Origin of the sequence: Marinococcus luteus (assembly GCF_034497705.1) — a bacterium.
In the GTDB taxonomy this organism is placed as follows: domain Bacteria; phylum Bacillota; class Bacilli; order Bacillales; family Marinococcaceae; genus Marinococcus; species Marinococcus luteus_A.
In genome coordinates this window covers 69,101-91,128 of record NZ_JAXRUV010000006.1, presented here as the reverse complement: position 1 = coordinate 91,128, position 22,028 = coordinate 69,101, and the positions used below count along the sequence as shown (strand labels likewise).

The 22,028-nt window shown below is 46.1% G+C and carries 27 protein-coding genes, 1 riboswitch and 1 other annotated feature; of the genes, 23 read left to right on the top strand and 4 right to left on the bottom strand.

Going from position 1 to position 22,028, the window contains the following annotated elements:
* Window positions 1–82: 82 nt before the first annotated feature.
* The 21 genes from Q9M42_RS10810 (at window position 83) to Q9M42_RS10710 (ending at window position 18,600) form a co-directional block, all read left to right on the top strand.
* A complete protein-coding gene (locus tag Q9M42_RS10810) occupies window positions 83–838 on the top strand; it encodes a prepilin peptidase (protein ID WP_322526490.1) in 756 nt (251 codons plus the stop codon).
* 42 nt (window positions 839–880) lie between these two features.
* Window positions 881–1,564 carry a RadC family protein gene (gene radC, locus Q9M42_RS10805; RefSeq protein WP_322526489.1) on the top strand — a complete coding sequence of 228 codons (684 nt, stop codon included), beginning with the start codon at window positions 881–883 and terminating at the stop codon, window positions 1,562–1,564.
* 327 nt (window positions 1,565–1,891) lie between these two features.
* On the top strand, window positions 1,892–2,935 hold the full coding sequence (locus Q9M42_RS10800) for a rod shape-determining protein (RefSeq protein ID WP_322526488.1): 1,044 nt from the start codon (window positions 1,892–1,894) through the stop codon (window positions 2,933–2,935).
* Window positions 2,936–2,961: 26 nt separating this feature from the next.
* Complete coding sequence (mreC, locus tag Q9M42_RS10795) at window positions 2,962–3,903, top strand: rod shape-determining protein MreC (RefSeq protein ID WP_322526487.1); 942 nt, start codon at window positions 2,962–2,964, stop codon at window positions 3,901–3,903.
* A complete protein-coding gene (gene mreD, locus Q9M42_RS10790; RefSeq protein ID WP_322526486.1) occupies window positions 3,900–4,424 on the top strand; it encodes a rod shape-determining protein MreD in 525 nt (174 codons plus the stop codon). The genes mreC and mreD overlap by 4 nt, the downstream gene beginning before the upstream one ends.
* Before the next feature lie 111 nt (window positions 4,425–4,535).
* Complete coding sequence (gene minC / locus Q9M42_RS10785; RefSeq protein WP_322526485.1) at window positions 4,536–5,228, top strand: septum site-determining protein MinC; 693 nt, start codon at window positions 4,536–4,538, stop codon at window positions 5,226–5,228.
* A gap of 79 nt (window positions 5,229–5,307) precedes the next feature.
* Window positions 5,308–6,105: a septum site-determining protein MinD gene (gene minD, locus Q9M42_RS10780; protein WP_298783604.1), complete on the top strand. Its 798-nt coding sequence runs from the start codon at window positions 5,308–5,310 to the stop codon at window positions 6,103–6,105.
* Between the two features lie 204 nt (window positions 6,106–6,309).
* Entirely contained in the window at window positions 6,310–6,483 is a 174-nt protein-coding gene (locus Q9M42_RS10775) for a hypothetical protein (RefSeq protein ID WP_022793174.1), read from the top strand.
* 67 nt (window positions 6,484–6,550) lie between these two features.
* A complete protein-coding gene (locus Q9M42_RS10770) occupies window positions 6,551–8,065 on the top strand; it encodes an Rne/Rng family ribonuclease (protein ID WP_322526484.1) in 1,515 nt (504 codons plus the stop codon).
* Between the two features lie 38 nt (window positions 8,066–8,103).
* Window positions 8,104–8,176: a sequence feature (ribosomal protein L21 leader region), on the top strand.
* A gap of 11 nt (window positions 8,177–8,187) precedes the next feature.
* Entirely contained in the window at window positions 8,188–8,496 is a 309-nt protein-coding gene (gene rplU, locus Q9M42_RS10765; RefSeq protein WP_322526483.1) for a 50S ribosomal protein L21, read from the top strand.
* A gap of 2 nt (window positions 8,497–8,498) precedes the next feature.
* Complete coding sequence (locus tag Q9M42_RS10760; protein ID WP_322526482.1) at window positions 8,499–8,837, top strand: ribosomal-processing cysteine protease Prp; 339 nt, start codon at window positions 8,499–8,501, stop codon at window positions 8,835–8,837.
* Window positions 8,838–8,843: 6 nt separating this feature from the next.
* On the top strand, window positions 8,844–9,128 hold the full coding sequence (rpmA, locus tag Q9M42_RS10755; RefSeq protein WP_022793178.1) for a 50S ribosomal protein L27: 285 nt from the start codon (window positions 8,844–8,846) through the stop codon (window positions 9,126–9,128).
* A 67-nt stretch (window positions 9,129–9,195) separates the two neighbouring features.
* On the top strand, window positions 9,196–9,936 hold the full coding sequence (locus tag Q9M42_RS10750) for an MBL fold metallo-hydrolase (protein WP_322526481.1): 741 nt from the start codon (window positions 9,196–9,198) through the stop codon (window positions 9,934–9,936).
* A gap of 184 nt (window positions 9,937–10,120) precedes the next feature.
* Window positions 10,121–11,119, top strand: a complete 999-nt coding sequence (locus Q9M42_RS10745; protein WP_322526480.1) for a PstS family phosphate ABC transporter substrate-binding protein — start codon at window positions 10,121–10,123, stop codon at window positions 11,117–11,119.
* A gap of 85 nt (window positions 11,120–11,204) precedes the next feature.
* Window positions 11,205–12,155, top strand: coding sequence for a phosphate ABC transporter permease subunit PstC (gene pstC / locus Q9M42_RS10740; protein WP_322526479.1), 951 nt, complete (start codon window positions 11,205–11,207; stop codon window positions 12,153–12,155).
* Complete coding sequence (pstA, locus tag Q9M42_RS10735; RefSeq protein ID WP_322526478.1) at window positions 12,156–13,055, top strand: phosphate ABC transporter permease PstA; 900 nt, start codon at window positions 12,156–12,158, stop codon at window positions 13,053–13,055.
* A 28-nt stretch (window positions 13,056–13,083) separates the two neighbouring features.
* A complete protein-coding gene (pstB, locus tag Q9M42_RS10730; protein ID WP_440972323.1) occupies window positions 13,084–13,902 on the top strand; it encodes a phosphate ABC transporter ATP-binding protein PstB in 819 nt (272 codons plus the stop codon).
* A 22-nt stretch (window positions 13,903–13,924) separates the two neighbouring features.
* Entirely contained in the window at window positions 13,925–14,581 is a 657-nt protein-coding gene (gene phoU, locus Q9M42_RS10725; protein WP_322526477.1) for a phosphate signaling complex protein PhoU, read from the top strand.
* A 211-nt stretch (window positions 14,582–14,792) separates the two neighbouring features.
* Window positions 14,793–16,763, top strand: a complete 1,971-nt coding sequence (locus Q9M42_RS10720; protein ID WP_322526476.1) for a chemotaxis protein CheA — start codon at window positions 14,793–14,795, stop codon at window positions 16,761–16,763.
* Between the two features lie 12 nt (window positions 16,764–16,775).
* Entirely contained in the window at window positions 16,776–17,228 is a 453-nt protein-coding gene (locus tag Q9M42_RS10715; RefSeq protein WP_322526475.1) for a chemotaxis protein CheW, read from the top strand.
* 190 nt (window positions 17,229–17,418) lie between these two features.
* Complete coding sequence (locus tag Q9M42_RS10710; protein WP_322526474.1) at window positions 17,419–18,600, top strand: FtsW/RodA/SpoVE family cell cycle protein; 1,182 nt, start codon at window positions 17,419–17,421, stop codon at window positions 18,598–18,600.
* A 28-nt stretch (window positions 18,601–18,628) separates the two neighbouring features.
* Here the strand turns inward: Q9M42_RS10710 and Q9M42_RS10705 are convergent, their stop codons facing one another.
* The 3 genes from Q9M42_RS10705 to Q9M42_RS10695 are packed head-to-tail and all read right to left on the bottom strand — an operon-like array spanning window position 18,629 to window position 19,356.
* Window positions 18,629–18,817, bottom strand: a complete 189-nt coding sequence (locus tag Q9M42_RS10705; RefSeq protein WP_322526473.1) for a hypothetical protein — start codon at window positions 18,815–18,817, stop codon at window positions 18,629–18,631.
* A 54-nt stretch (window positions 18,818–18,871) separates the two neighbouring features.
* Window positions 18,872–19,093 (bottom strand): DUF2922 domain-containing protein, encoded by a 222-nt coding sequence (locus tag Q9M42_RS10700; RefSeq protein WP_322526472.1) that lies wholly within the window; start codon window positions 19,091–19,093, stop codon window positions 18,872–18,874.
* 38 nt (window positions 19,094–19,131) lie between these two features.
* Window positions 19,132–19,356: a DUF1659 domain-containing protein gene (locus tag Q9M42_RS10695; protein ID WP_322526471.1), complete on the bottom strand. Its 225-nt coding sequence runs from the start codon at window positions 19,354–19,356 to the stop codon at window positions 19,132–19,134.
* Window positions 19,357–19,479: 123 nt separating this feature from the next.
* Between Q9M42_RS10695 and Q9M42_RS10690 the strand changes: the two genes are divergently transcribed.
* Together Q9M42_RS10690 and Q9M42_RS10685 are read left to right on the top strand one after the other, a co-directional pair.
* Complete coding sequence (locus Q9M42_RS10690; RefSeq protein WP_322526470.1) at window positions 19,480–20,118, top strand: SDR family oxidoreductase; 639 nt, start codon at window positions 19,480–19,482, stop codon at window positions 20,116–20,118.
* Between the two features lie 69 nt (window positions 20,119–20,187).
* Window positions 20,188–20,787, top strand: a complete 600-nt coding sequence (locus Q9M42_RS10685) for a CPBP family glutamic-type intramembrane protease (protein WP_322526469.1) — start codon at window positions 20,188–20,190, stop codon at window positions 20,785–20,787.
* Window positions 20,788–20,814: 27 nt separating this feature from the next.
* Here the strand turns inward: Q9M42_RS10685 and Q9M42_RS10680 are convergent, their stop codons facing one another.
* A complete protein-coding gene (locus Q9M42_RS10680; protein WP_322526468.1) occupies window positions 20,815–21,711 on the bottom strand; it encodes an LCP family protein in 897 nt (298 codons plus the stop codon).
* Window positions 21,712–21,846: 135 nt separating this feature from the next.
* A riboswitch (M-box (ykoK) riboswitch) is annotated at window positions 21,847–22,014 on the top strand.
* Window positions 22,015–22,028 lie beyond the last annotated feature (14 nt).

The following is a 22,028-nucleotide window of genomic DNA, read 5'->3' as shown; positions in this document are numbered from 1 at the left end:
GGCTTCTGCCTTTTTATAATATTTTTGAGCTAATTAAAGGGAAACCATGCTATAATAAGAAAAAAATGGAAGAGGCGTTGTGATGAATGTATTGCTCGCTGTATATTTTACAGCAGCAGGGATGGTAGTGAGTTCTTTTTGTAGCGCCGCAGGTATGCGACTGGCTGCCAGCGAATCCGTGTGGTCGCCCCCATCGAACTGCCCGGTATGTATCCAGCCGATTAAAAAAAGAGATTTAGTCCCCTGCTGTTCGTATTTGTATCTGGGCGGTAAATGCCGCTTCTGCAAAAATCGTATTTCCGCGATTCATCCTCTTATGGAAGGCGCCGGTGGTGTCTTGTTTTTCCTCGCTTTCGTCCGCTTCGGACTAACTGCAGAACTCGCTGCAGCTTTCCTTCTTATTTCCTACCTTTTTATAATTACCATCAGCGATATTACAGCCATGATCATCCCGGACCGGGTGTCGCTTCTGTTTTTTCTTGGAGCGGTGCTTTTAAAATTTTTCTGGCTGGAGGAGCCTGCCTGGAGCGAGAGCTTCATAGGTGCATTCACCGGCTTATTTCTTATATCAGCCATTATTCTGGCCACGAGGGGAGGGATGGGCGGCGGTGACCTGAAAATATTTATTGTTCTCGGGTTTTTCTTTGGTCCGCCTCTCCTTGCTGTTAATTTTATAGCTGCTGTGTTCACCGCTTCTATCGTTATTTTTCTTTTATATCCATTTGGTATTTTCAAAAAAGGAATGCCGTTCCCGTTTGCCCCTGCCATTGCGGCCGGCAGCTTATTTACTTTATTTGCCGGAGAAGCATGCCTGAAATGGTATCTGGCTTTTTTATAATTCCCCGCTTCAACCCCCCACACATAAAGGAGACGATTACTGATGAAGACGACTGCAATCCCCGATGGGACAGGACTGTTTAGACCCCGCGAGAAAATGGAACAAAAAGGGGCAGAGGCACTGACAGAACAAGAGCTGCTGGCGGTGCTTCTTCGCACAGGTACAAAGCAGGTACCGGTGCTGGAACTGGCTGCCGAGGTAATGGAGCGTTTCGATGCTCTGCCGTTACTGAAAGAAGCCACCCGTGAAGAGCTGATGGAAATTCCGGGGATCGGAAAAACAAAAGCTCTGGAGCTGCAGGCAGCGCTTGAATTAGGAAAGCGCATCTTTCGCTATTCGTACCCGGACAGATACGTGGTGCGTTCACCCGAAGACGCAGCGGAATACATGATGGAGGACTTGAGATTTTTACAGCAGGAGCATTTTGTCGTACTGTGTCTGAATACTAAAAATCAAATTATTCATAAGCAGACGTTATTTATCGGCAGTCTGAATTCAAGTATTGTACACCCAAGGGAACTATTCAAAGAAGCGCTGCGGCGATCCGCAGCGTCAATTATCTGCCTTCATAATCACCCATCCGGCGATCCGGCTCCGAGCAGCGAGGATATTCAGGTGACTAAACGAGTGGCAGAATGCGGCCGGCTGCTCGGCATCGAACTGCTCGATCATGTAATTGTTGGCGATCAGTGCTTTGAAAGCATGAAGGAGCAGGGATTTATGTAAAACAGAAAGATGCGAAAATAAGCCTATCCTAAAAAAACAGGTGCATTGACCCTATGTTTTTCAAATATTTTTCAGTATAATAAAAAATAGTGCATGCATGAACAGCTGTACTTTAATGCATAATAACGGGAGAGCGTCAGAGGGACGGAAAACCTGAAGATGATATCATTCATCCAGGAACCGCTGAACGTGCCCGCTACATATGGGAATACAAATGGTACCGGAAAATGCATTATCCGACATAATAAATCATTAGACGATCTAATGAACCCTACCTGCTGAAAAGGACGACCGTGCATTTTGCAAGACGAGAGGAGATATACTTAGATGTTTGGAACGAGAGACCTGGGGATTGATTTAGGTACGGCAAATACGCTCGTTTATGCCAGGGGAGAAGGAGTTATTCTTCGTGAGCCTTCGGTGGTGGCTATGCGGACAGATACGGGGAATATTGAAGCTGTAGGTCGCAGTGCGAAAAATATGATTGGACGTACACCGGGGAACATTACGGCAATACGTCCAATGAAAGACGGTGTCATTGCTGATTTTGATACAACGGCAACCATGATGGAATATTTTATTGGGCAGTCGGTCAAAAAACGTTCAATATTCTCCAGAAAGCCAAACGTAATGGTATGTGTGCCGTCGGGTATTACGGCAGTTGAAAAGAGAGCCGTGGAGGATGCAACAAAACAGGCGGGGGCAAGAGAAGCATATACGATCGAAGAACCTTTTGCAGCAGCGATTGGAGCCGATCTGCCTGTGTGGGAGCCTACAGGAAGCATGGTTGTTGATATCGGCGGTGGAACGACAGAGGTGGCTATCATTTCTCTTGGGGGAATTGTGACGAGTCAATCGATCCGTATCGCTGGAGATGAAATGGATGAAGCGATCATTCAGTATATCCGAAAAACATACAACGTCATGGTGGGAGAGCGCACGGCAGAAGCCATTAAGCTTGAAGTTGGTGCTGCTGCTCCTCCCGCAGAAAATGAAGCCAATGATACAATGGAAATCCGCGGAAGAGATGTAGTGACCGGGCTTCCAAAAACAGTTACAATTACCTCTGAAGAGATTGCAGGATGTTTGAAAGACACGGTTTCCACTATTATTGATACAGTGAAGAGTACACTTGAACAGACGCCGCCGGAATTAGCAGCGGATATTATGGACCGTGGCATCCTGTTAACAGGCGGAGGGGCTCTTTTGCAGCACATTGACCGGGTTCTGAGCGAAGAAACGAACATGCCGGTATTAGTGTCGGAGGAGCCGTTGGATTGTGTGGCACTTGGTACAGGACGCGCTTTAGAAAATATTCATTTGTTCCGCTCGAAAGCAGGTATTACATCCCGCTCAGGCCGGAATGCTTAATCTATCTTTAGAGTAGGTGGGGAACCATGCCGCACTTTTTTAACAACAAGCGATTGATCATCTTGATGGTAAGCATTATTCTTCTTGTTATACTCGTAGGGTTTTCCATGAGGGAACGGGAATCGGTGCCGTGGCCGGAAGAGTTTGTAAGAGACTCTGTAGGCGTTTTTCAATCGACCATCAGCCGCCCGGCTCATTTTGCAGCTAATCGCTTTGAAGCTGTGGAAAATTTATTGGATACATACGAGGAAAACAAGACCCTTAAACAACAGCTGGAAAAGTACGCTGCCACTTCGGCAGAGCTTGAAAACACCAGGCAGGAAAATGAAACGCTCCGGGAGTCAGCAGATACGCAGGAAATGCTGAGCGACTATGAAAGCCGCCAGGCGCTTGTCGTCTACCGGAACCCTGATCGCTGGACCCAGACGATCGGTATTAATCAGGGCACCCAGAATGGTATTGAACAGGATATGGCCGTAGTTACAAATGAAGGTCTTATCGGACGTGTGGCTGAGGCTTCTGAATTTTCCTCCACTGTCCAGTTACTATCGGACGGGGAACGCACAAACCGAATCAGTGCCAGTGTGACCGCTGGTGATGAAACGGTTAATGCTTTCATTGAAGGATGGGATGAAGACCGGGACGGCCTCATGCTCCGGAAAATCCGCAGTGATGCAGAAATCGAAGAAGGCCAGCAGGTAGTTACTTCAGGGATGGGTGGAGCGTTTCCAAGTGGTATTCCAATCGGGGAAGTAGAGAGCGTGGAACCCGATGAATACGGTTTAACGTATAACGCCCTTATTGAACCAGCGGCAGACTTCAGTGATTTAACGTATGTGAACGTTCTGGACCGGAACATTGAAGATCTGAGTGAAGAATTTCCTTCGCTCGAAGAAGACCAGGAGCAGGAAGACGAAGAGGAAGAAGCCGTGGATCCAGTCGGTGAAGAAGGCGGCGGGGGCTCATGACACGCTTTCTTATCCCCGTAGCAATCTTTTGTTTGTTTCTTATTGAAGGAACATGGTTTGAAATCCTCTTTCCGCAGGAAAATGAAAGTGGATGGGTGTGGATGCCGAGATTTGCGCTTATTGGAGTGATTTTGACCAGCATATACCGTGGTCCGGTTGCAGGGGTATGGGCAGGTATTTTCGTTGGGTTTCTCTATGATTTCACGTACACGCAGGTTCTCGGTGTTTATACGTTCTGCTTCGGCTTTATTGCGTACGTGAGCTCCTACTCTCTGCCGGTGGTCCGGAACAGCTATGGATGGCAGTGGCTTATCATATTCTGTGCGCTTTTCGTATTTGAACTGCTAATTTATTTTATTTATTTTTTGCTGGGCATTGCCGAACTCTCTTTCGGAGAATTTTTAGTGAAGCGGATGATTGCTTCGTGGCTTATTAACGGGGCTGCTGCTTTACTGCTGCTCGTTCCTTTCCGGCGTATTTTTGAATGGATTGAAGACCAGGAAAAAATCAGGCAGCGATAATTTTTTAAAAAAGAAGTGGTTTGCTGTTTATTCCTGTGAAATGAAACCGTATAATGAAAAGAACGACATTTACTAAGAATGGAGAGCGCTTAAGGGTTCAGGGGTGAAAATATGACGAATAACAATGGAAATTATGTAACGATTAAAGGTACTAAAGAAGGATTAACCATTGTATTAAATGATCAGTGCTCTTTTCATGAACTTCTTGAGGAATTGAAGAAGAAGATTGAACGGGAGCAGCGTTTGTTTGAAAACGGGCCTCAAGTAGAAGTTCGTGTGGACGCCGGGAACCGTTATTTGAGTAAAAGTCACGAAGAAGAAATTACGGAAGTTCTGAACAAAACGGGTTCAGTGCGGGTGCATGAAGTTCATTCGAACGTGATGACAAAAGATGAAGCACAAGAGGTAATTGAAAAAGCAACAGTAACGTCCGTCACACAGATTGTCCGTTCTGGGCAGGTGCTCCGCAAAACAGGCGATATTCTTATTATCGGCGATGTTAATCCTGGCGGAGTGGTTGAAGCCACGGGTAACATCTATGTTATCGGGGCATTAAAAGGAATAGCGAGAGCCGGCACAGAGGGAGAAAGTCATGCTGTGGTATGTGCCTCTGTGATGATTCCTAAACAAATTTCTATCTCGGATACGTATTTCTATGCGCCGGAAAAGCATGAAAAGCAGGAGCAGAAGCCTGCGATTGAAGGACCGGGGTATGCGTATGTTACCGGAGAAGAATATAAGGCAATTGCATTTGAGGAAACAAAAATGCTCGGGCATTATTTACGCTCGGTCTCATATACATAAGCATGTCAGGCCGAAAACAACTTCCGGACACCGTTAGCCGGAATGAGAAGCATGTAAGGTCTGAAAGGAGGAACCGTTGGTGGGAGAGGCAATAGTAATTACATCCGGAAAAGGCGGAGTCGGGAAAACCACGACTTCTGCCAACATCGGTACAGCACTTGCACTGCAGGGACAGAAAGTATGTTTGATTGATACAGATATCGGACTCCGGAATTTGGATGTCGTTATGGGTCTGGAAAACCGGATCATTTACGATCTGGTAGATGCTGCGGAAGGACGCTGCAAGGTGCAGCAGGCATTAATCCGTGATAAAAGGTTCGACTGCCTGCATTTGCTGCCAGCAGCGCAGACGAAGGATAAATCTGCGGTGAATCCGGAACAAATGCAGGAAATCGTGGAAACGCTCCGCCCGGAATACGATTTTATTCTTATCGATTGCCCGGCCGGTATTGAGCAGGGATTTAAAAACGCTGTGTCCGGTGCGGACAAAGCGATCGTTGTCACCACTCCGGATACGGCAGCCGTGAGAGATGCTGACCGGATCATCGGTTTGCTTGAAAACGAAGACATTGAACCGCCTAAACTGGTAGTGAACCGGGTGCGGAGTGATCTTTCACGGGAAGGAAACGTATTGGATGTGGAAGACGTCGTAGCTACACTCGCAGTGGATCTGCTCGGCATGATTGTAGACGAAGAGCATGTGTTAAAAGCAGCGCATAAAGGGGAGCCGATTGCGATGAATCCGAACAGCAGGGCTTCGCTTGGATATCGTAACATCGCCCGCCGGCTGCTCGGGGAATCGGTGCCGCTTATGGCAGTAGAAGAAAAGAAAAGCTTTTTCTCCAAAGTGAAAAGTTTATTCGGAATAAAATCATAACAGGTTAAGGACGGGGAGTATGCTTCCTGTCCTTTTTGTGCAGAGGAGCCAATTTTGTTTTCTTTAAGACCTGCGTGGTATAATAGAAATGAAAGGGCATGCTGTTTTGGATTTGATTCCCGAATCGCCTGTCTTTCTTATAAAGGTTGTTACAGAATGAAAGGCTTCGAGTATCTATCCGAATGCGCGGAGGAGGAATCACTGATGACTGTAATAGAAAAGCACCCTTATCTTTCCGATGAAGAACGCCAAAAACTGGCTCTTTTAAATAAACAAATGCAGGAAGCGGCTTCCGAACAGGAATTGAAGCGGCTTACCACGCAGATTGCGCTGCTTCATGAAAAGGCTAAGGTCAGAGAAGAAAATAAGTCTAACTGAATGACTGCCACTATCAAGTGGCAGTCATTTCCTTTTGAAAAGAAATGTGTCACTGGAGGAACGTTCGATGGAATTAATTGCAAATATGAAAGCCGGGGAAGCAAGAGCGGCCCTGAAACATAATGGAAGAGTGACAGAGTTCTTTTTTGAGTCGGCAATGGATGACACGGCGGCCGGAGATATCTATAAAGGAAGAGTAGTGGATGTGCTGCCGGGCATGGATGCTGCATTTATAGATATCGGCAAAGGGAAAAAAGGATACCTGCACCGGGACAATATTATGTCGTACCGGCTGCTGAAAGAGCCGCTTGCTGAAAAAAAGCAGAGGGGGATTAAAGATTTTATCAAAAAGGGCGAATATTTATTTGTTCAGGTCGTAAAAGAAGAAACGGCCAGCAAGGGTGCCAAACTTAAAGAAAATTTGTCACTGCCGGGAAAATACTGTGTGTATCTGCCGGATGAACCGGGGCTGTTTATTTCACAGAAGGCCGAGGCAGCCGTGAAGGAAGAATGGCTTGAACAGGAAAAAGCGCTGCCGTTGAATGGGGACGGCCTGATTGTACGTACGGAGGGAACGGTACAGTCTCTGGATGTGATAAAAAAAGAGGTATCCCAGCTTCAGAGCCTGTGGCAGGATATGGTTCTTCGGGGAGAAGAGCTGTCCTCTCCGGGGAAGGTATCGCAGGAGGAGCACTTTTTAACAAAATGTCTGGCATATGCTCCTCTGGAATATGTGAAAAGAGTCGCTGTGGATACAAGAGAAGCGATTGAGACGGCAAAAACACAATTCAGCGGATGGGAGCCCGAAAAGCGTCCGGAATTTGTACTTTTTGAGCGCCCGGAAAATATTTTCTCGAAAGAAAATGTGGAAGTTGATCTCGAGCGTGCCTTAAAGCCTGTAGCCTGGCTGAAAAGCGGAGGATTTCTGCAGATTGAAAAAACAGAAATGTGTACCACCATTGATGTGAATACGGGGAGGTTTACCGGAAAACATGATCTCGGGCACACGATTGTAAAAACAAACCTCGAAGCTGCCGGAGAAGTAATGCACCAATTGCGTGTAAGAAATCTCTCCGGGATGATAATGATTGACTTTATAAGGATGGATGACGAAAAAGACCGGCAGCATTTAATGCAGGTGTTGGAAGAGAAAGCCGCTGAAGACCCGCAGAAAATCCGGATTGCCGGATTCTCCCGTCTTGGCGTTGTGGAGGTGACCCGCCAGCGTTCCCGTCAGAGTCTCGAAGAACACCTGCTCGAACCTTTCGGTACAGAGTACGGCAAAGGATGGAGACTGTCGGAAAAAGAACTGGTGGAAAGATCAAAACGAACGCTCGGGGCCTGGGTAGAAGAGGATGTAGACGCAATTGTGCTGGAGGTGCCGGACCGGCTCCTTGTCCGGGAAGGCAGGGCGTTGTATGATGACCTTCAGCAAATAGCCCCGGGCCGCTTGTTTATCGTTTCTGAACCGAAGGAGCAGGAGGTCGTTGTCCGCTACGCGGGAAGCCTTGAAGTGGCGGAACAAAGAAATCAGGCATTGAAGGCTCAAATGAAGCAGCGGGGAATTGACTTTCGTTTTTAATATATGCTATTATTTGTAACGTTAGTTGTTTGGAAGCACCCAAACTACAACCGCACAAGAACAGGTTTAAGCCCTGGAAAGGCACCTGTATTGGCGAGTCTAAGTGATTAGGAGGTGCAGAGATGTACGCAATTATTGAAACTGGTGGAAAACAGTTAAAAGTAGAAGAAGGCCAGACTATCTTCGTTGAAAAATTAGACGCAGAAGCTGGAGAGAACGTGACGTTCGGCAATGTAGTATTTGTCGGAGGCGACGATGTAAAAGTTGGTTCTCCTTTTGTTGAGGGAGCTAAAGTTACGGGCAAAGTAGAAAGACAGGGCCGTAACAAAAAAATCATCGTTTTCAAATTTAAGAAACGTAAAAACTACCGCCGTAAGCAGGGCCATCGTCAGCCTTACACAAAAGTTACAATCAACAGCATTGACGCGTAGTTATGATACGGGTCACTGTGAGCCGTGACGGGGCAGAGCGTATTCGTTCTGTTACCATGACCGGTCATGCTGAGTCAGGTCCTTACGGCTACGATTTGGTATGTGCCGGCGCTTCGGCAGTATCTTTTGGGGCTGTAAACGCAATGGCATCTCTCTGCCATACTGATCCCGTAGTGGATTTAGGTACAGAAGGCGGTTATTTTCAGTGTGTGCTTCCGGAAGAAAGCACCGAAGAGGATAAACGCCAGATGCAGCTTTTGGCAGAGGGCATGATTATCTCTTTAGAGACCATTGCTGATCAGTACGGTGAATTTATATCAATTGAAGAGCATAGGAGGTGAATGTTGATGTTGAAATTAGACCTGCAGTTCTTTGCTCAGAAAAAAGGGGTAGGTAGTACAAAAAACGGCCGTGACTCCATTTCCAAGCGTTTGGGTACCAAGCGCGCCGATGGCCAGCACGTAACCGGTGGTTCTATCCTCGTCCGCCAGCGCGGTTCGAAAATTTTCCCTGGCAACAATGTCGGTAAAGGTGGAGATGATACTCTTTTCTCCAAAATCGACGGTGTTGTGAAATTTGAGCGTGTCGGGAAAAAACGTAAACGCGTGAGCGTTTATGCAAAAGAAGCGTAAGACTCGCATCCGTTTAAACAGATATTTTCTGTTTGAACGGATTTTTTTATTGAAAGGGGACAGAAAGATGCAGGTAACAATTATTGGTTTTTGGCATGCATTTCCGGAAGCCGGGGAAGCAGCTTCCGGTTATCTGCTTGAAGAAGATGGTTTTCAACTGCTGCTTGACTGTGGGAGCGGAGTGATTTCCCAGCTGCAGCATTACACGGAGCTTAGCGGTATCGACGCCGTACTGCTGTCCCACTATCATCAGGATCATGTGGGCGATTTCGGAGCTTTTCAGTACTACCGTCTGCTGGAGCCTGTCCTTTGGCCGGAAAAGCAGCACCAGACAGCAGTCTATGCGCACCGGGAGGATGAAGAAGGCTTCCAGCGCCTGTTTTATAAAGAAGCAGTGCAGCCGACAGAATACCGGGCAGAGGAACCGTTTACCGCGGGGCCGTTCACCATTACTCCTACAGCTGTAAAACACGCTGTGCCCTGCTTTGGGTTTCGGATTGAAACCGAAGCCGGCAGCCTGTTTTTCACTGCGGATACTTCATATATACCAGAACTGGTGCAGGCAGCTGCGCAGGTGGACGTGCTTATTGCAGAATCCAGCTTTTATGCCGGACAGGATGGCTCGTTTGCCGGCCACATGAATTCTGAAGAAGCAGCAGAGCTCGCTAAAAGGGCTGAGGCAGGTAAATTAATATTAACCCACCTGCCTCATTTCGGAGACCATACACAGCTGAAAAAAGAAGCGGGAAGAATTTTCTCAGGACCAGTGGAGCTCGCAGCAGGAGGGCTCAAAATAAATATCAGCTGAGGCAGTTAATCATTTCTTCCGGGAAATGATTTTTTTGTATTTAAATGAAAACGGTACCATATCTACCTTTACATATTCTTAACAATCTAACTATTTTCTCTTAACATTTAACTCCTATACTAAGCATTGGGAGCAAAAAGAGTTGCTTTACCATAAGTACATAAACAAAGAGGAGGAAGTTGCTTTGAAACTCAAAACAGTATGGATGGTTCCAACATTAGCATCAATGGCCGTATTTGCGTCCGCTTGTGGCGGCGGGGGAGAAGAACCCGGCGGTGGCGGAGAAAGCGGAAGCGGTGAAGAAAGCGGAGGAGAAAGCGCTGGCCAGGAAGGCGGCGGCTCCGGTGATATCGCTATTGACGGTTCTTCCACAGTCTTTCCAATTATGGAAGCAGTATCTGAGGAATTCGGTAATGAATACGAAGATATAGAAGCACCGGTGGGAGTATCGGGTTCCGGTGGCGGTTTTGAACGTTTCATTGAAGGTGAAACAGACCTTAACAACGCCTCCCGGGAAATTTCTGAAGAAGAGCAAGAGGCTTTGGAAGAAGAAGATATCGAATACACTGAACTGATAATGGCTTATGATGGTATCACCGTGGCGGTAAATCCAGAAAATGATTTTGTTGATGAATTGACCTACGATGAGCTTGAGCAGATTTATTCCGATGACAGCGATGCAGAAACCTGGTCCGATATTAACGAGGAATGGCCAGACGAAGAGCTGGATCTTTATGCTCCAGGTACTGATTCCGGTACGCATGATTACTTTGTAGAAAATGTACTTGGCGGCGCTGATCTCACACGGAACGCTTCAACGTCCGAAGACGACAATACTCTCGTCAATGGTGTAGCAGGAAGCGAGAGCGCTCTCGGGTTCTTTGGATATTCGTACTATGTTGAAAACGAGGACGACTTAAAAGCGGTACCGATTACAGATGATGATGAAGAAGCTGTAGAACCTTCTCTTGAAACGATCAATGATGAATCGTATCCACTGGCGCGTCCATTGTTCACTTATTTCAAAAATTCTTCTGTAGAAGATGATGAAGATGTAGAAGAATATGTGCGCTTCGCCAATGAAAACGCCGGGGAGCTGGCAGAAGAAGTAGGTTATGCAGCAGCACCGGACAGCGTATATGAAGAAAACGAAGAAAAAATTGATGAAGTAGCCGGAGAGTAAATAAAAGGCAGTAATGGGCAAAAAGCGAGGAAGCTTTGACTTCCTTGCTTTTGTACTTGCCTGAAAGAAATCATCTGTTAAGGGGATGTGCAGCAAAATGGAAGATCGTTCAAAGCTTTCGATCAGTGAAAGGATCGAGCAGAAAACAAAGGGCTCCGGTTCTTCGAGCTTTATGGAAAAGCTGATGCCGGCCGTCTTTTTATTGTGTGCAATTATTTCGATACTAACGACTTTAGGTATTGTGTTTACTTTACTGTTTGAAACAGTGACCTTTTTCCGTGGTGTGCCGTTTGCTGATTTTTTTGCTTCCACTGAATGGTATCCATTCTTTTCGGAACCGCAGTACGGTATCTGGCCGTTAGTCAACGGCACGTTATTGGTCGCCGGTATTGCCATGATGGTAGCCATTCCGTTCGGACTGGGTGCCGCCATTTATTTGAGTGAGTATGCGTCAGAAAAAGTCCGGAAAACTGTGAAACCAATTCTAGAAGTATTGGCAGGTATTCCTACCATTGTTTATGGTTTTTTTGCTCTTACGTTTGTAACGCCGATTTTAAGGTCTATTATACCGGGATTAGACGTTTTCAACGCATTGAGCCCAGGGATTATAATAGGCGTAATGATTATTCCAATGATTGCAAGCCTTTCAGAGGATGCGATGAGTTCGGTGCCCAATTCGATCCGGGAAGGGGCTTTCGCTTTAGGAGCCACACGCATGGAAGTAACCGTGAAAGTAGTTTTGCCGGCAGCTTTATCGGGCGTCATTGCCTCCTTCGTCCTTGGCATTTCACGTGCGATCGGGGAGACAATGATCGTGTCAGTGGCAGGCGGTGCCAGCCCGGGCATGGGAATCGACCCGACAGGGGCGGTGCAGACAATGACAGCTTATATTGTGCAGGTAGTTAAAGGAGACGCTGGTTTTGGAACACCGATTTATTACAGTATTTATGCTGTCGGTATGACATTGTTTGTGTTTACTCTGGCGATGAACCTGTTGGCTCATTACATTTCTCGACGATTCCGGGAGGATTACTAAATGAAATTTGCAGATACAACAGCACCTAAAGAAGCTTACGAAGAAAACACTCAGAGGCTGGGCAAAAGGCATATTTGGAATAAGGCGTTTAAAGGTCTTTGTTTCGGAGCAATGGCTTTTAGCGTACTGATGCTCATCGTATTGCTGATACGAATACTCACTCAAGGAATTGGTTTTTTAAGCTGGGACCTTATCGTAAACTTTGCTTCAAGAAACGCTGAGGACGCAGGAATGTTGGCTGCGCTGGCAGGGACGATCTGGCTGATGATAGTAGCAGCCCCCCTCTCTTTTGTTTTAGGAGTCGGCACCGCTGTGTATATGGAGGAATACGCTCCGGTAAACAGATTCACCAAGCTGCTTCAAACGAATATTTCGAACCTTGCCGGTGTTCCGTCTGTTGTGTTCGGGCTTTTGGGACTTACAATATTTAACCGTCTGTTGGGACTGGGAGCAAGTGTACTTGCAGGGGGGCTGACACTGTCCCTCCTTGTTCTTCCTATTATTGTTGTAGCCTCGAGGGAGGCTATTAATGCGGTACCAACAAACGTCAAACAGGCCTCCTATGCGATGGGAGCGACTAAATGGCAGACAATCTTCAGAATTGTTATTCCTACATCTCTTCCAGGAATACTGACAGGGACTATTTTGGCCCTCTCGCGGGCGATCGGGGAAACAGCACCGATTCTTGTAATTGGCGCGCTGACATATGTTGCTTCCACACCGTCTGATCTGTTTTCCAACTTTACCGCGATGCCAGTTCAGATTTATGACTGGACAGGACGTCCGCAGGAAGAATTCCAAAATATTGCGGCGGCAGGAATTATTATTATACTGCTGATGCTCTTTTTCATGAACTCAATTGCCGTGTTTATCCGGACTAAATTCCAGAAACGTTTTTAATAAAGGGACCAAAGAAAGGGGAAGCCAGATGCAAACTAAGCATGAAAACCGTTCAGGAGAAGGAAATAAGACTATGAATACAGAGGAAAAAACACCGCTTGCATACAACGTAGAACAGCTGAATCTCTGGTATGGAGACAACCACGCCCTTCAGGATATTTCGATGGAGATTCCGGAAAAGTCCGTGACAGCCATTATCGGTCCTTCAGGCTGCGGGAAATCGACATTTATTAAAACCTTAAACCGGATGACCGAAATGAATCCGATCGTAAAAACGAATGGTTCCATTAAATACCGTGAAAATGAAATTTTTGCAAAGAATTTCAGTGTCGAATATCTGCGTACTAAAGTGGGAATGGTGTTTCAAAACCCGAACCCATTTCCAAAATCGATTTATGAAAATGTAATATATGGTCCAAAAATTCACGGCATCAAGGATAAAAAAACGCTTGATGAGATCGTGGAGAGAAGTTTGAAAAAAGCGGCTATCTGGGACGAAACGAAGGATCGGCTGAAAGAAAATGCTTTCGGTCTTTCCGGTGGCCAGCAGCAGCGTCTCTGTATTGCACGCTGTCTGGCAATTGAACCTGACATCATTTTAATGGACGAGCCTACTTCTGCATTGGATCCAATTTCTACGCTGAAAATTGAAGAACTGGTCCAGGAACTCAAAAAAGACTATACGATTGTCATTGTTACCCACAATATGCAGCAGGCAGCTCGTATTTCAGACAATACCGCTTTCTTCTTAAACGGAGTTGTGGTAGAGCATGACCAGACAGATAAAATCTTTTCATCGCCGGCGAAAAAAGAGACCGAAGATTATATTTCCGGCAGGTTCGGCTGATCCGGAAGAAAGAGGTTGAATAATGGGCGTTCGAAAGGCGTACGAGCAGGACTTGACGTATTTAAAGCAGGAAATACTCGACATGGGCAAATATGTGAAGTATGCTTTCGAGCAGTCGCTGCTCGCGTTGAAAACCAATGATAATCAGTCACTTGTCCGGGAAATTGTTACAGATGATAAAAATATCAATTCCTTGGAATTGAAAATCATGGATGCGGCGACATTAACAATTGCCAAGCAGCAGCCGGTCGCCACAGATCTGCGCAGGTGCATTGTTGCTTTAAAAATGGCCAGTGATCTTGAGCGCATGGCAGATATCGCGGTGGATATTGCAAAAGCTTCCGCTAGACTGAGTGAAAATAGAAGTCGGGAGGACATCGACCAGTTAATTGATATGGCGGAGATTGCCAGGCAGATGTTTGACCAGGCGATGGAAGCATATGACAATCAGGAACTGATGCATGCCCAGCGGGTCGCTTCTTTGGATGATCACGTGGACAGTAAGTATAAATTGTTTATCCAGAAGCAGCTTCGGCAAAGTGCTGATGAAGTGCTGTTGGAAGATATTACTCAGCTGTCTTTTATTGGGCGTTATATTGAGCGTTTTGCAGATCATACGACGAATTTGGCAGAATGGGTCGTTTATGAAGTGAACGGGCACCACTTTGATTTAAACTAGAAATGGATACCGTGCAGCCTCCGCTTGATAGCGGAGGCTTTTTTGTCCTGGGGGAAGTTCTTTCGCAAAACTGCTGGCAGATAAGAGGATGAAAGAAAAAATTTTAACCGGCTGTTATCTCAAATACCTGCTCCGGTCTGTCGATATAAAAAGAGAAGAAGCTGCAGCACACTATCAACTAGTATTGAGTTCAAAAGGCGGAGGTACGGGCATGAGCCATACAGAATATTTGGATATGTTTATTGAAGAAAGCCAGGAGCACATTCAGGCGATTAACGTTCACCTGCTGGAGCTGGAAAAGCAGCCGCAGGATGAAAAGATCATCGGGGAAATTTTTCGTTCGGCCCATACGATGAAAGGCATGGCTGGCACGATGGGATATGAGGATTTGACGAATGTTACACACGCTCTCGAAAATGTTCTCGACCAAATGCGTGAAAAAACGAGGCTCGCAGATGCAGAAACGATGGATGTACTTCTTGAAGCAGCAGATGTTGCCGAAGAAATTGTAGAGGATATTGCTTCCGGCGGGGAGGGGAAAAAGGATATACAGGCTATTACGGCAAAGCTGCTTGGGCAAAGCACCCGGCCGGAGGCAGAGCAGGAAACAAAAGAAAAGAATGACATCCACATGGATTGGAATGAATACGACCGGGCAGTGATTGCTCAGTCTGTGGAAAGTGGTATGCAGGCATATACAGTGCGGGTCACCCTTGAAGAAAACGCCATGCTAAAAGCAGCACGTGCCTACATGGTATTTGAAGCTCTTGAAGCAGAAGGCCACGTTATTAAATCAGTGCCGGAAGCTTCAGATATTGAAGCGGAGCGATTTGATAACGAATTTACTGCAGCAGTAGTAACGACCGCTGCAAAAGAAGACCTGGTCAACCAGGTGGCTTCAATTTCGGAGATTGAAGCAGTGGTGGCAGAGGAAATTGAAATAACGGTCAGCACAGACCACCAGGAAAGCTTGGGCGAAAAACCGGTTCCGGAAGTAAAAGAGTCCAGTTCACTGGAACGTAAGCGTACAGAGACGAATAAAACCATCCGGGTCAATATTGACCGGCTGGATAAATTGATGAACCTTTTTGAAGAGCTGGTTATCGATCGGGGGCGCCTTGAGCGTATATCCGAGGAAATACGAAGCAGCGAACTGACAGAAACAGTCGAAAGAATGTCACGGACGACCGGGAGCCTGCAGGAAATTATTTTACATATGCGGATGGTGCCGGTGGATCAGGTATTCAGTCGTTTCCCGAAAATGGTGCGCAGCCTGTCGAGAGACCTTGGTAAAAAGATCAAGCTCGAAGTCATTGGTGCAGAGACAGAACTGGATCGTTCTATTATTGATGAAATTGGGGACCCGCTTGTCCATCTTATAAGAAATTCGATCGATCATGGAATTGAAATGCCCGACAAGAGAAAGCAGAACGGCAAGCCGGAAGAGGGTCACGTCGAGCTTCGTGCTTATCACAGCGGCAATCATGTGTATATTGAAATTGAGGATGACGGGGGCGGAATTGACCGTGAACGTGTGCTTAAAAAGGCCGTGGAAAATGAAGTAATAGCTGCCGAGGACGCCGATACGCTGACGGATTACGACGTGCATCAATTCATTTTTTCAGCAGGATTCAGCACTGTTGATGAAGTGACTGACCTGTCAGGACGGGGGGTCGGTTTGGACGTAGTAAAAAATACGTTTGAATCACTCGGCGGCGTTATCAGTGTGCATTCTGAAAAAGGAAGAGGAACCAAATTCAGTATTCAGCTTCCTCTGACCTTGTCGATCATTGATGTGATGCTGGTGGATGTGGGTGAAGAACATTACGGACTGCCGCTTACTTCTATTGTAGAAACGGCAAGTATTAAGAGCAGCAGTATTTTTTATGTGCACAAACGGAAAATGATCGACTTTCGCGGAAATATTATTCCGGTAATGTTTTTGGAGGATGTATTTGAAATTCCGGTGGAACGGGAGTGGGTCCGGGAAAATTATTCGGTCGTAGTCGTGCATAAAGGAGAAAAGATGGCCGCTCTGGTTGTCGACAGCTTTATTGGCCAGCAGGATGTCGTATTGAAATCACTCGGCCATTACCTTCGGGACGTGCGAGCCATATCAGGAGCTACGATTCTCGGGGACGGTAATGTAGCACTAATTGTAGATACAAACGCCCTATTGTAAGGAGGCAGTATTATGACGGAAGAAAATGTTGTGAAAAAAGTCATTATATTTCGATTGGATGCCGAAGAATACGGCGTTGAAGTAAATCATGTCCAGTCGATTGAACGAATGCAGAATTTCACCCGTATACCAAATGCTGAAAAAAGTATACGCGGCGTCATTAATTTACGGGGTGTCATTATCCCGATTATTGATCTTCGAAAGAGACTTTCCTATGAAGAAGTTCCGTATACAGAAGAGACCAGAATTTTAATTTTAGCTCTTGAAGGCAATCATATCGGTCTGATCGTTGACGCGGCAAACGACGTGATGGACGTGTTTGAAAGTGAAATCGACGCGCCCCCTCAAGCAGTGTCGAAAGAAGAACAAATATATTTAAAAAACGTAATTAAAAAAGAAAGCCGCGTATTTACTCTTTTAAATGTGCATGCAGTAGCCGAGTCTTTGGAAACGGCGTCTGTTTGATTCCGGGGCTTTTCTCCTTTAATATAGGAGAAAGAGTCCTTTTTCTTATGTATGAAACGTAAATTAAAGAATAGGCGGATAGTGGAAATATATTCACAGGACTGTACGCCGCAGATAGAACAAGGTATGATGTTAACAGCGGCGCCAGGCAGCGTGCGTTCGAAATTTTATATAATGGGGACATGCTTCCATGAGTTTACATCAATCAACCGAAGAAAAGCAGTATGATATCAATATGATGTTTGTATTGTTTTTGTTCGCAGTAGTCAGCTGTTTCTATATTTTTCAGGCTCAGCAGCTCGAACAATACGAAGGCAATTTTATGATCCAGCAGATTATTTTTTTCGTGCTGGCTTTTGCTATTATGATGGTAGTTCTACATTTTGATTTTGAGTATTATCTGATACTGCACTGGTTTTTATATGCTTTTGGCCTGGCTCTTTTAGCAGGGCTGCTAGTCGCACCATCAAGCATTGCTCCAGTGATTAACGGGGCGCAGTCTTGGTATGTAATACCCGGTCTCGGCCAGTTTCAGCCTGCAGAATTTATGAGAATTTTTCTGATTTTGACGCTCAGTGCCATCATTTATAATCACCATACAGAGTACAGCGGGAGCAAAAACATGCGCTCTGATTTTATACTTATAGGGAAAATGCTTCTGCCGACCCTTCCCGTTATTCTTCTTTTGGCAACCCAGCCGGACATAGGGAGTGTCATGCTCATAGGAGCTATTTTTGTTTCTCTTCTGGTGGTTTCGGGGATCTCCTATAAAATATTGGCAGTAGCTATCGGCGGTCCGCTTTTAGCAATACTCGGATTTGTCATTTCTTTTTTTCAGTTTCCTAATTTGATGGAGCGGTTTGTATTTTCCAATATGGATCCTTACCAGGTAAGCAGAATCCAGGGATGGCTGAACCCGTTTGAAAATCAGGACGCCGGCTTCCAAACAGCAAGAGCATTGACTGCTATCGGCTCCGGAAGGTTGTTTGGCAACGACGGGGACCAGGTGTATATTCCGGAAGCCCACACGGATTTCATTTTTGCTGTTATCGGCTCAGTCCATGGTTTTCTGGGCGGTGCGATGGTCATCACCCTTTATTTTGTGCTTCTGTATCAAATTCTTCTGATTAGCATGCGGTCGCATAACGCTTACGGCAAGTATATCTGTGCAGGTGTTATTGGGTTGTTTGCTTTCCAGATATTTCAAAATATCGGGCAAAGCCTTGGCCTCCTGCCGGTCACCGGCTTCACGCTTCCGCTGCTCAGCTACGGGGGTAGCTCACTTGTCGGGACCATGTTTATTTTAGGTATCGTAATGAGTGTACGCTATCATTCAAAAAATTATTTCTTTGCCCACCACAAAAATCAGTAAAGCCAGCCGAAATCCGGCTGGCTTTTGTTTATGGTTTTTTGATATGCATGGTATCCTTTGGTGTTTTAGCTCTTCTCGAAGACGAGAAAAGCTGTTCGCTCTGCCTTTGTACGGCCCAGATGAGCGTATCGAGTTTACGCTCCATCCGGTAAACAAGAAAAAAGGCAAGCGCAACAGCCGCTCCCTGGTCTCCGGCCAGCTGTATCCATTCCTCCATGAAAAAGCCTCCTTTATAAAGAATCCCCCAGCCGAAGGGGCTGAGGGAATCGGATTAATTGGTTTCCCAGATAGTGTCTACATTTCGTTCTACGACTCTTGCATACACTTTTTTAGTAACAATGCCATCGCTTGTGAAAAAGGCTTCCTTAGCAATAATGGTGTCCATTAATGCCTCTACTGCTGTTTCATCCACCGGCTCTGCCGGGCTTTCGATAGAAAGAGTAGTAGCTTTGCCGAAATCACTTTCAAAACGCAGCTGCAGTTGCTTGCTCATCAGCTTCACCTCCTGTACTTAAAATTACTGTTCCGGTTTTACAACGGGGCCGGAGCCTGCATAGTGTACTCATTGTTGCGCTGCACGCTTTGTACAACGTACGGCTGAAGACCGGCAATGCCATCCGCAATTTCCTGCAGATCATCATCTGAAATTTCAGGGTTTATGTTGCGGAAGGTTTTTCGTTTGTAGTCGCCGCTGCCGTCTTCGCCAGGTCCTAAATAAAATTCAAAAGAAAGATCCGTTTTTGTTAATTGAGCCATGTGTCTCACCTCCTTTCACCGTATATATTGACGTGCCGAAGCAAAAGGGGGGGAGGGGCTGTGTTTATTTTACGAAGGTTATGGGAATATCACCATGGAATGTTAATCGAAGGAGGATTTACAATGAACGTACTGGTAATTGGAGCGAACGGAAAAATTGCACGCCATCTGGTGGAGGAATTGAAAAACACGGATCACCACGTAACGGCGTTAATTAGAAAAGAAGAACAATCAGAAGAATTGAAGAGCCTTGGGGCGGATGAAACGGTAGTCCGTGATCTGGAGGGAGATATTTCCGACGCGTTTGCCGGTAAAGACGCAGCGGTCTTTGCTGCTGGTTCAGGCGGCCATACAGGACCGGATAAAACCACCATTATTGACTTGTGGGGTTCGAGAAAATCGGTGGAAGCCTCCAAAGCCCACGGGGTAAAACGCTTCATCCAGGTAAGCTCGATGAATACGGATGAGCCGGAAAATGGCCCGGAAAAAATGCGCCATTACTTTATTGCTAAGCGCGTAGCCGATGATTACCTTGAAGAAAGCGGCCTTGATTATACCATTGTACGGCCGGGAGTCCTCACAAATGATGATCCGAGCGGCACTGTACAGTTAAAACAAAAACTGAATGAAAAAGGCGAAATTCCACGTGCTGATGTGGCTAAAGTGATCGCAGCATCCTTGGATACGCCTGGTACGATCCGCAAAAAGTTTGATCTGATCAGCGGCGACCAGGAAATTATTGCAGCACTCAACGAATTATAAGAAGGAAAGCAAACAGCCGGCCCAACGCAGCCGGCTGTTTTTACATAATAACCGCAGGAGGTAGCAGCCATGATGAACAGTTCAGGCCCCCGGATTTCCGGGCGCGCCCTATGGTTAAACTTTTTTCTGCTGTTTGCAGTTGGTATTGTTATCATTGCTGCTGTGTTTCAGGAGGAAACTTTAATATACATAAACAGCTTATTTTCCTTTAATACAGTCGCTGCCGATAGTCTCACCGGAGCCTGCACGGGAATAGCGGCTGGATTTTTCGCCTGGGGGGCGTACAAAAAGCAGTGGTTTGCCGTGCCGGACAATACATATACCGATCTCTTAAAAGAACTGATCCGCCGGCGGGGGAGCTTTTGGGCTGTAACAGCTGGAGCGGCGGTATCAGAGGAAATATTGTTTCGGGCAGCAGTGCTTGGGACACTGGTGCTTGTACTGCCGGACATCTTTGCTTTATGCATTACTTCATTTATTTTCATGCTGGTGCATGTCCCTCAATACGCCGGCCAGCAGCTGATTCATGCATGGATTTTTGTGCTGGGCCTTCTGCTCGGCGGCCTGCTTTTATGGCAGGGGACGCTGTGGGGGGCTGCGGCTGCCCATGCCGGATATAATGCGGTCTCCTTTCTTATTTGGAAACGAAGTGAATTCCTTCAGGAATAATAATTTTGAACCGCCGGAGAGAAAATGTCAGTAGCTTTTGCCAGTCTGGTGACGCTCGAGGCGGAGCTGTGCTTTCTCTTGCTCTTCCGCGGAAACGAGATAATAGCTTATTCCATTCTCTTCAGCGGAAGCTCCATGAATTTCAGCCGTCTGGATCTGGGTGAGGGCAGGAGTATAGTGGTAAGAAAAGCTGCGGATATCCTGAAATGTCATATCAGTGTGTATATGGTCACCAAGGGCGTAAAGCAGTTTCTCCGCTTTACGGAGAGTCGCCGGACTCTTTGCTTTTTCAAGAAGTGCTTCAAGCACCTGCTGCTGTCGGAGATTCCGACCCAGATCGCCCCGCGGATCCTGCTTGCGCATGCGGACGTAATATAAGGCCTGTTCGCCATTCAAATGAAGATTTCCCTTCGTGTAGGTAAAAGGCTCTCCTTCGTCCTTGACGAATTCCAAATCGTTTTGCACTACAACTCCACCGTAAGCATCAACCACCTTCCGGAATCCTTCCATATCGGCTTCGATGGTAAAATCGATGGAGGTGTCGAGAAATTCTTCCGCTGTTTTCTTTAATAAGGGCATGCCTCCATAGCTGTAGGCATGATTTATTTTATCCATACTATTTCTCCCCGGAATGGAAACCTTAGTGTCTCTTGGAATATTAAAAAGCAGCGTGGATTCGTTCCCGGAATGGATAGAGGCAATCATAATTACATCAGCACGGGAACCTGTTTCTTCTTTATCTGTTCCAGCTATTAGAATAATCTGCGGTCCGGAAACAGTAGAAGAATCCTCGGGCGCTGTTTCCGAGGTGATTTTCTCTTTTTGGTCGGCAGTTATAGTGTAATAATAGTAAAAGAAACCACCGAGAGATAGGAAGCATGTAAGCAGGAAAGTAATCATAAAAAACAAGTATACGTTTCGCATAGTTGGAGGTCCTTGTCTGTAAAAGTCAAAATCTCTATTTTTATATCGGCAGAAAAGGGAATATATCCACTAGGAAAGGGTGCTCCCTGCGTTGACAAAAAAAGAGCGTAGCGTTATATTCAACGTTACTGCTATTTATAATCTCGTTAGGTGAGGCTCCTGTGTAGATACAGGCTTCTGCCCAAAAATGTCTAAAGACGCCAATGGGTCAGCAGAATCCATCGAATTAAGGTGTTTTCTAATGAAGCTGGATAATATTTTCCTACGCTATGCAGTGCTAAAGCTCGACGAAGGGGAACAGAACGGGCATATACGAT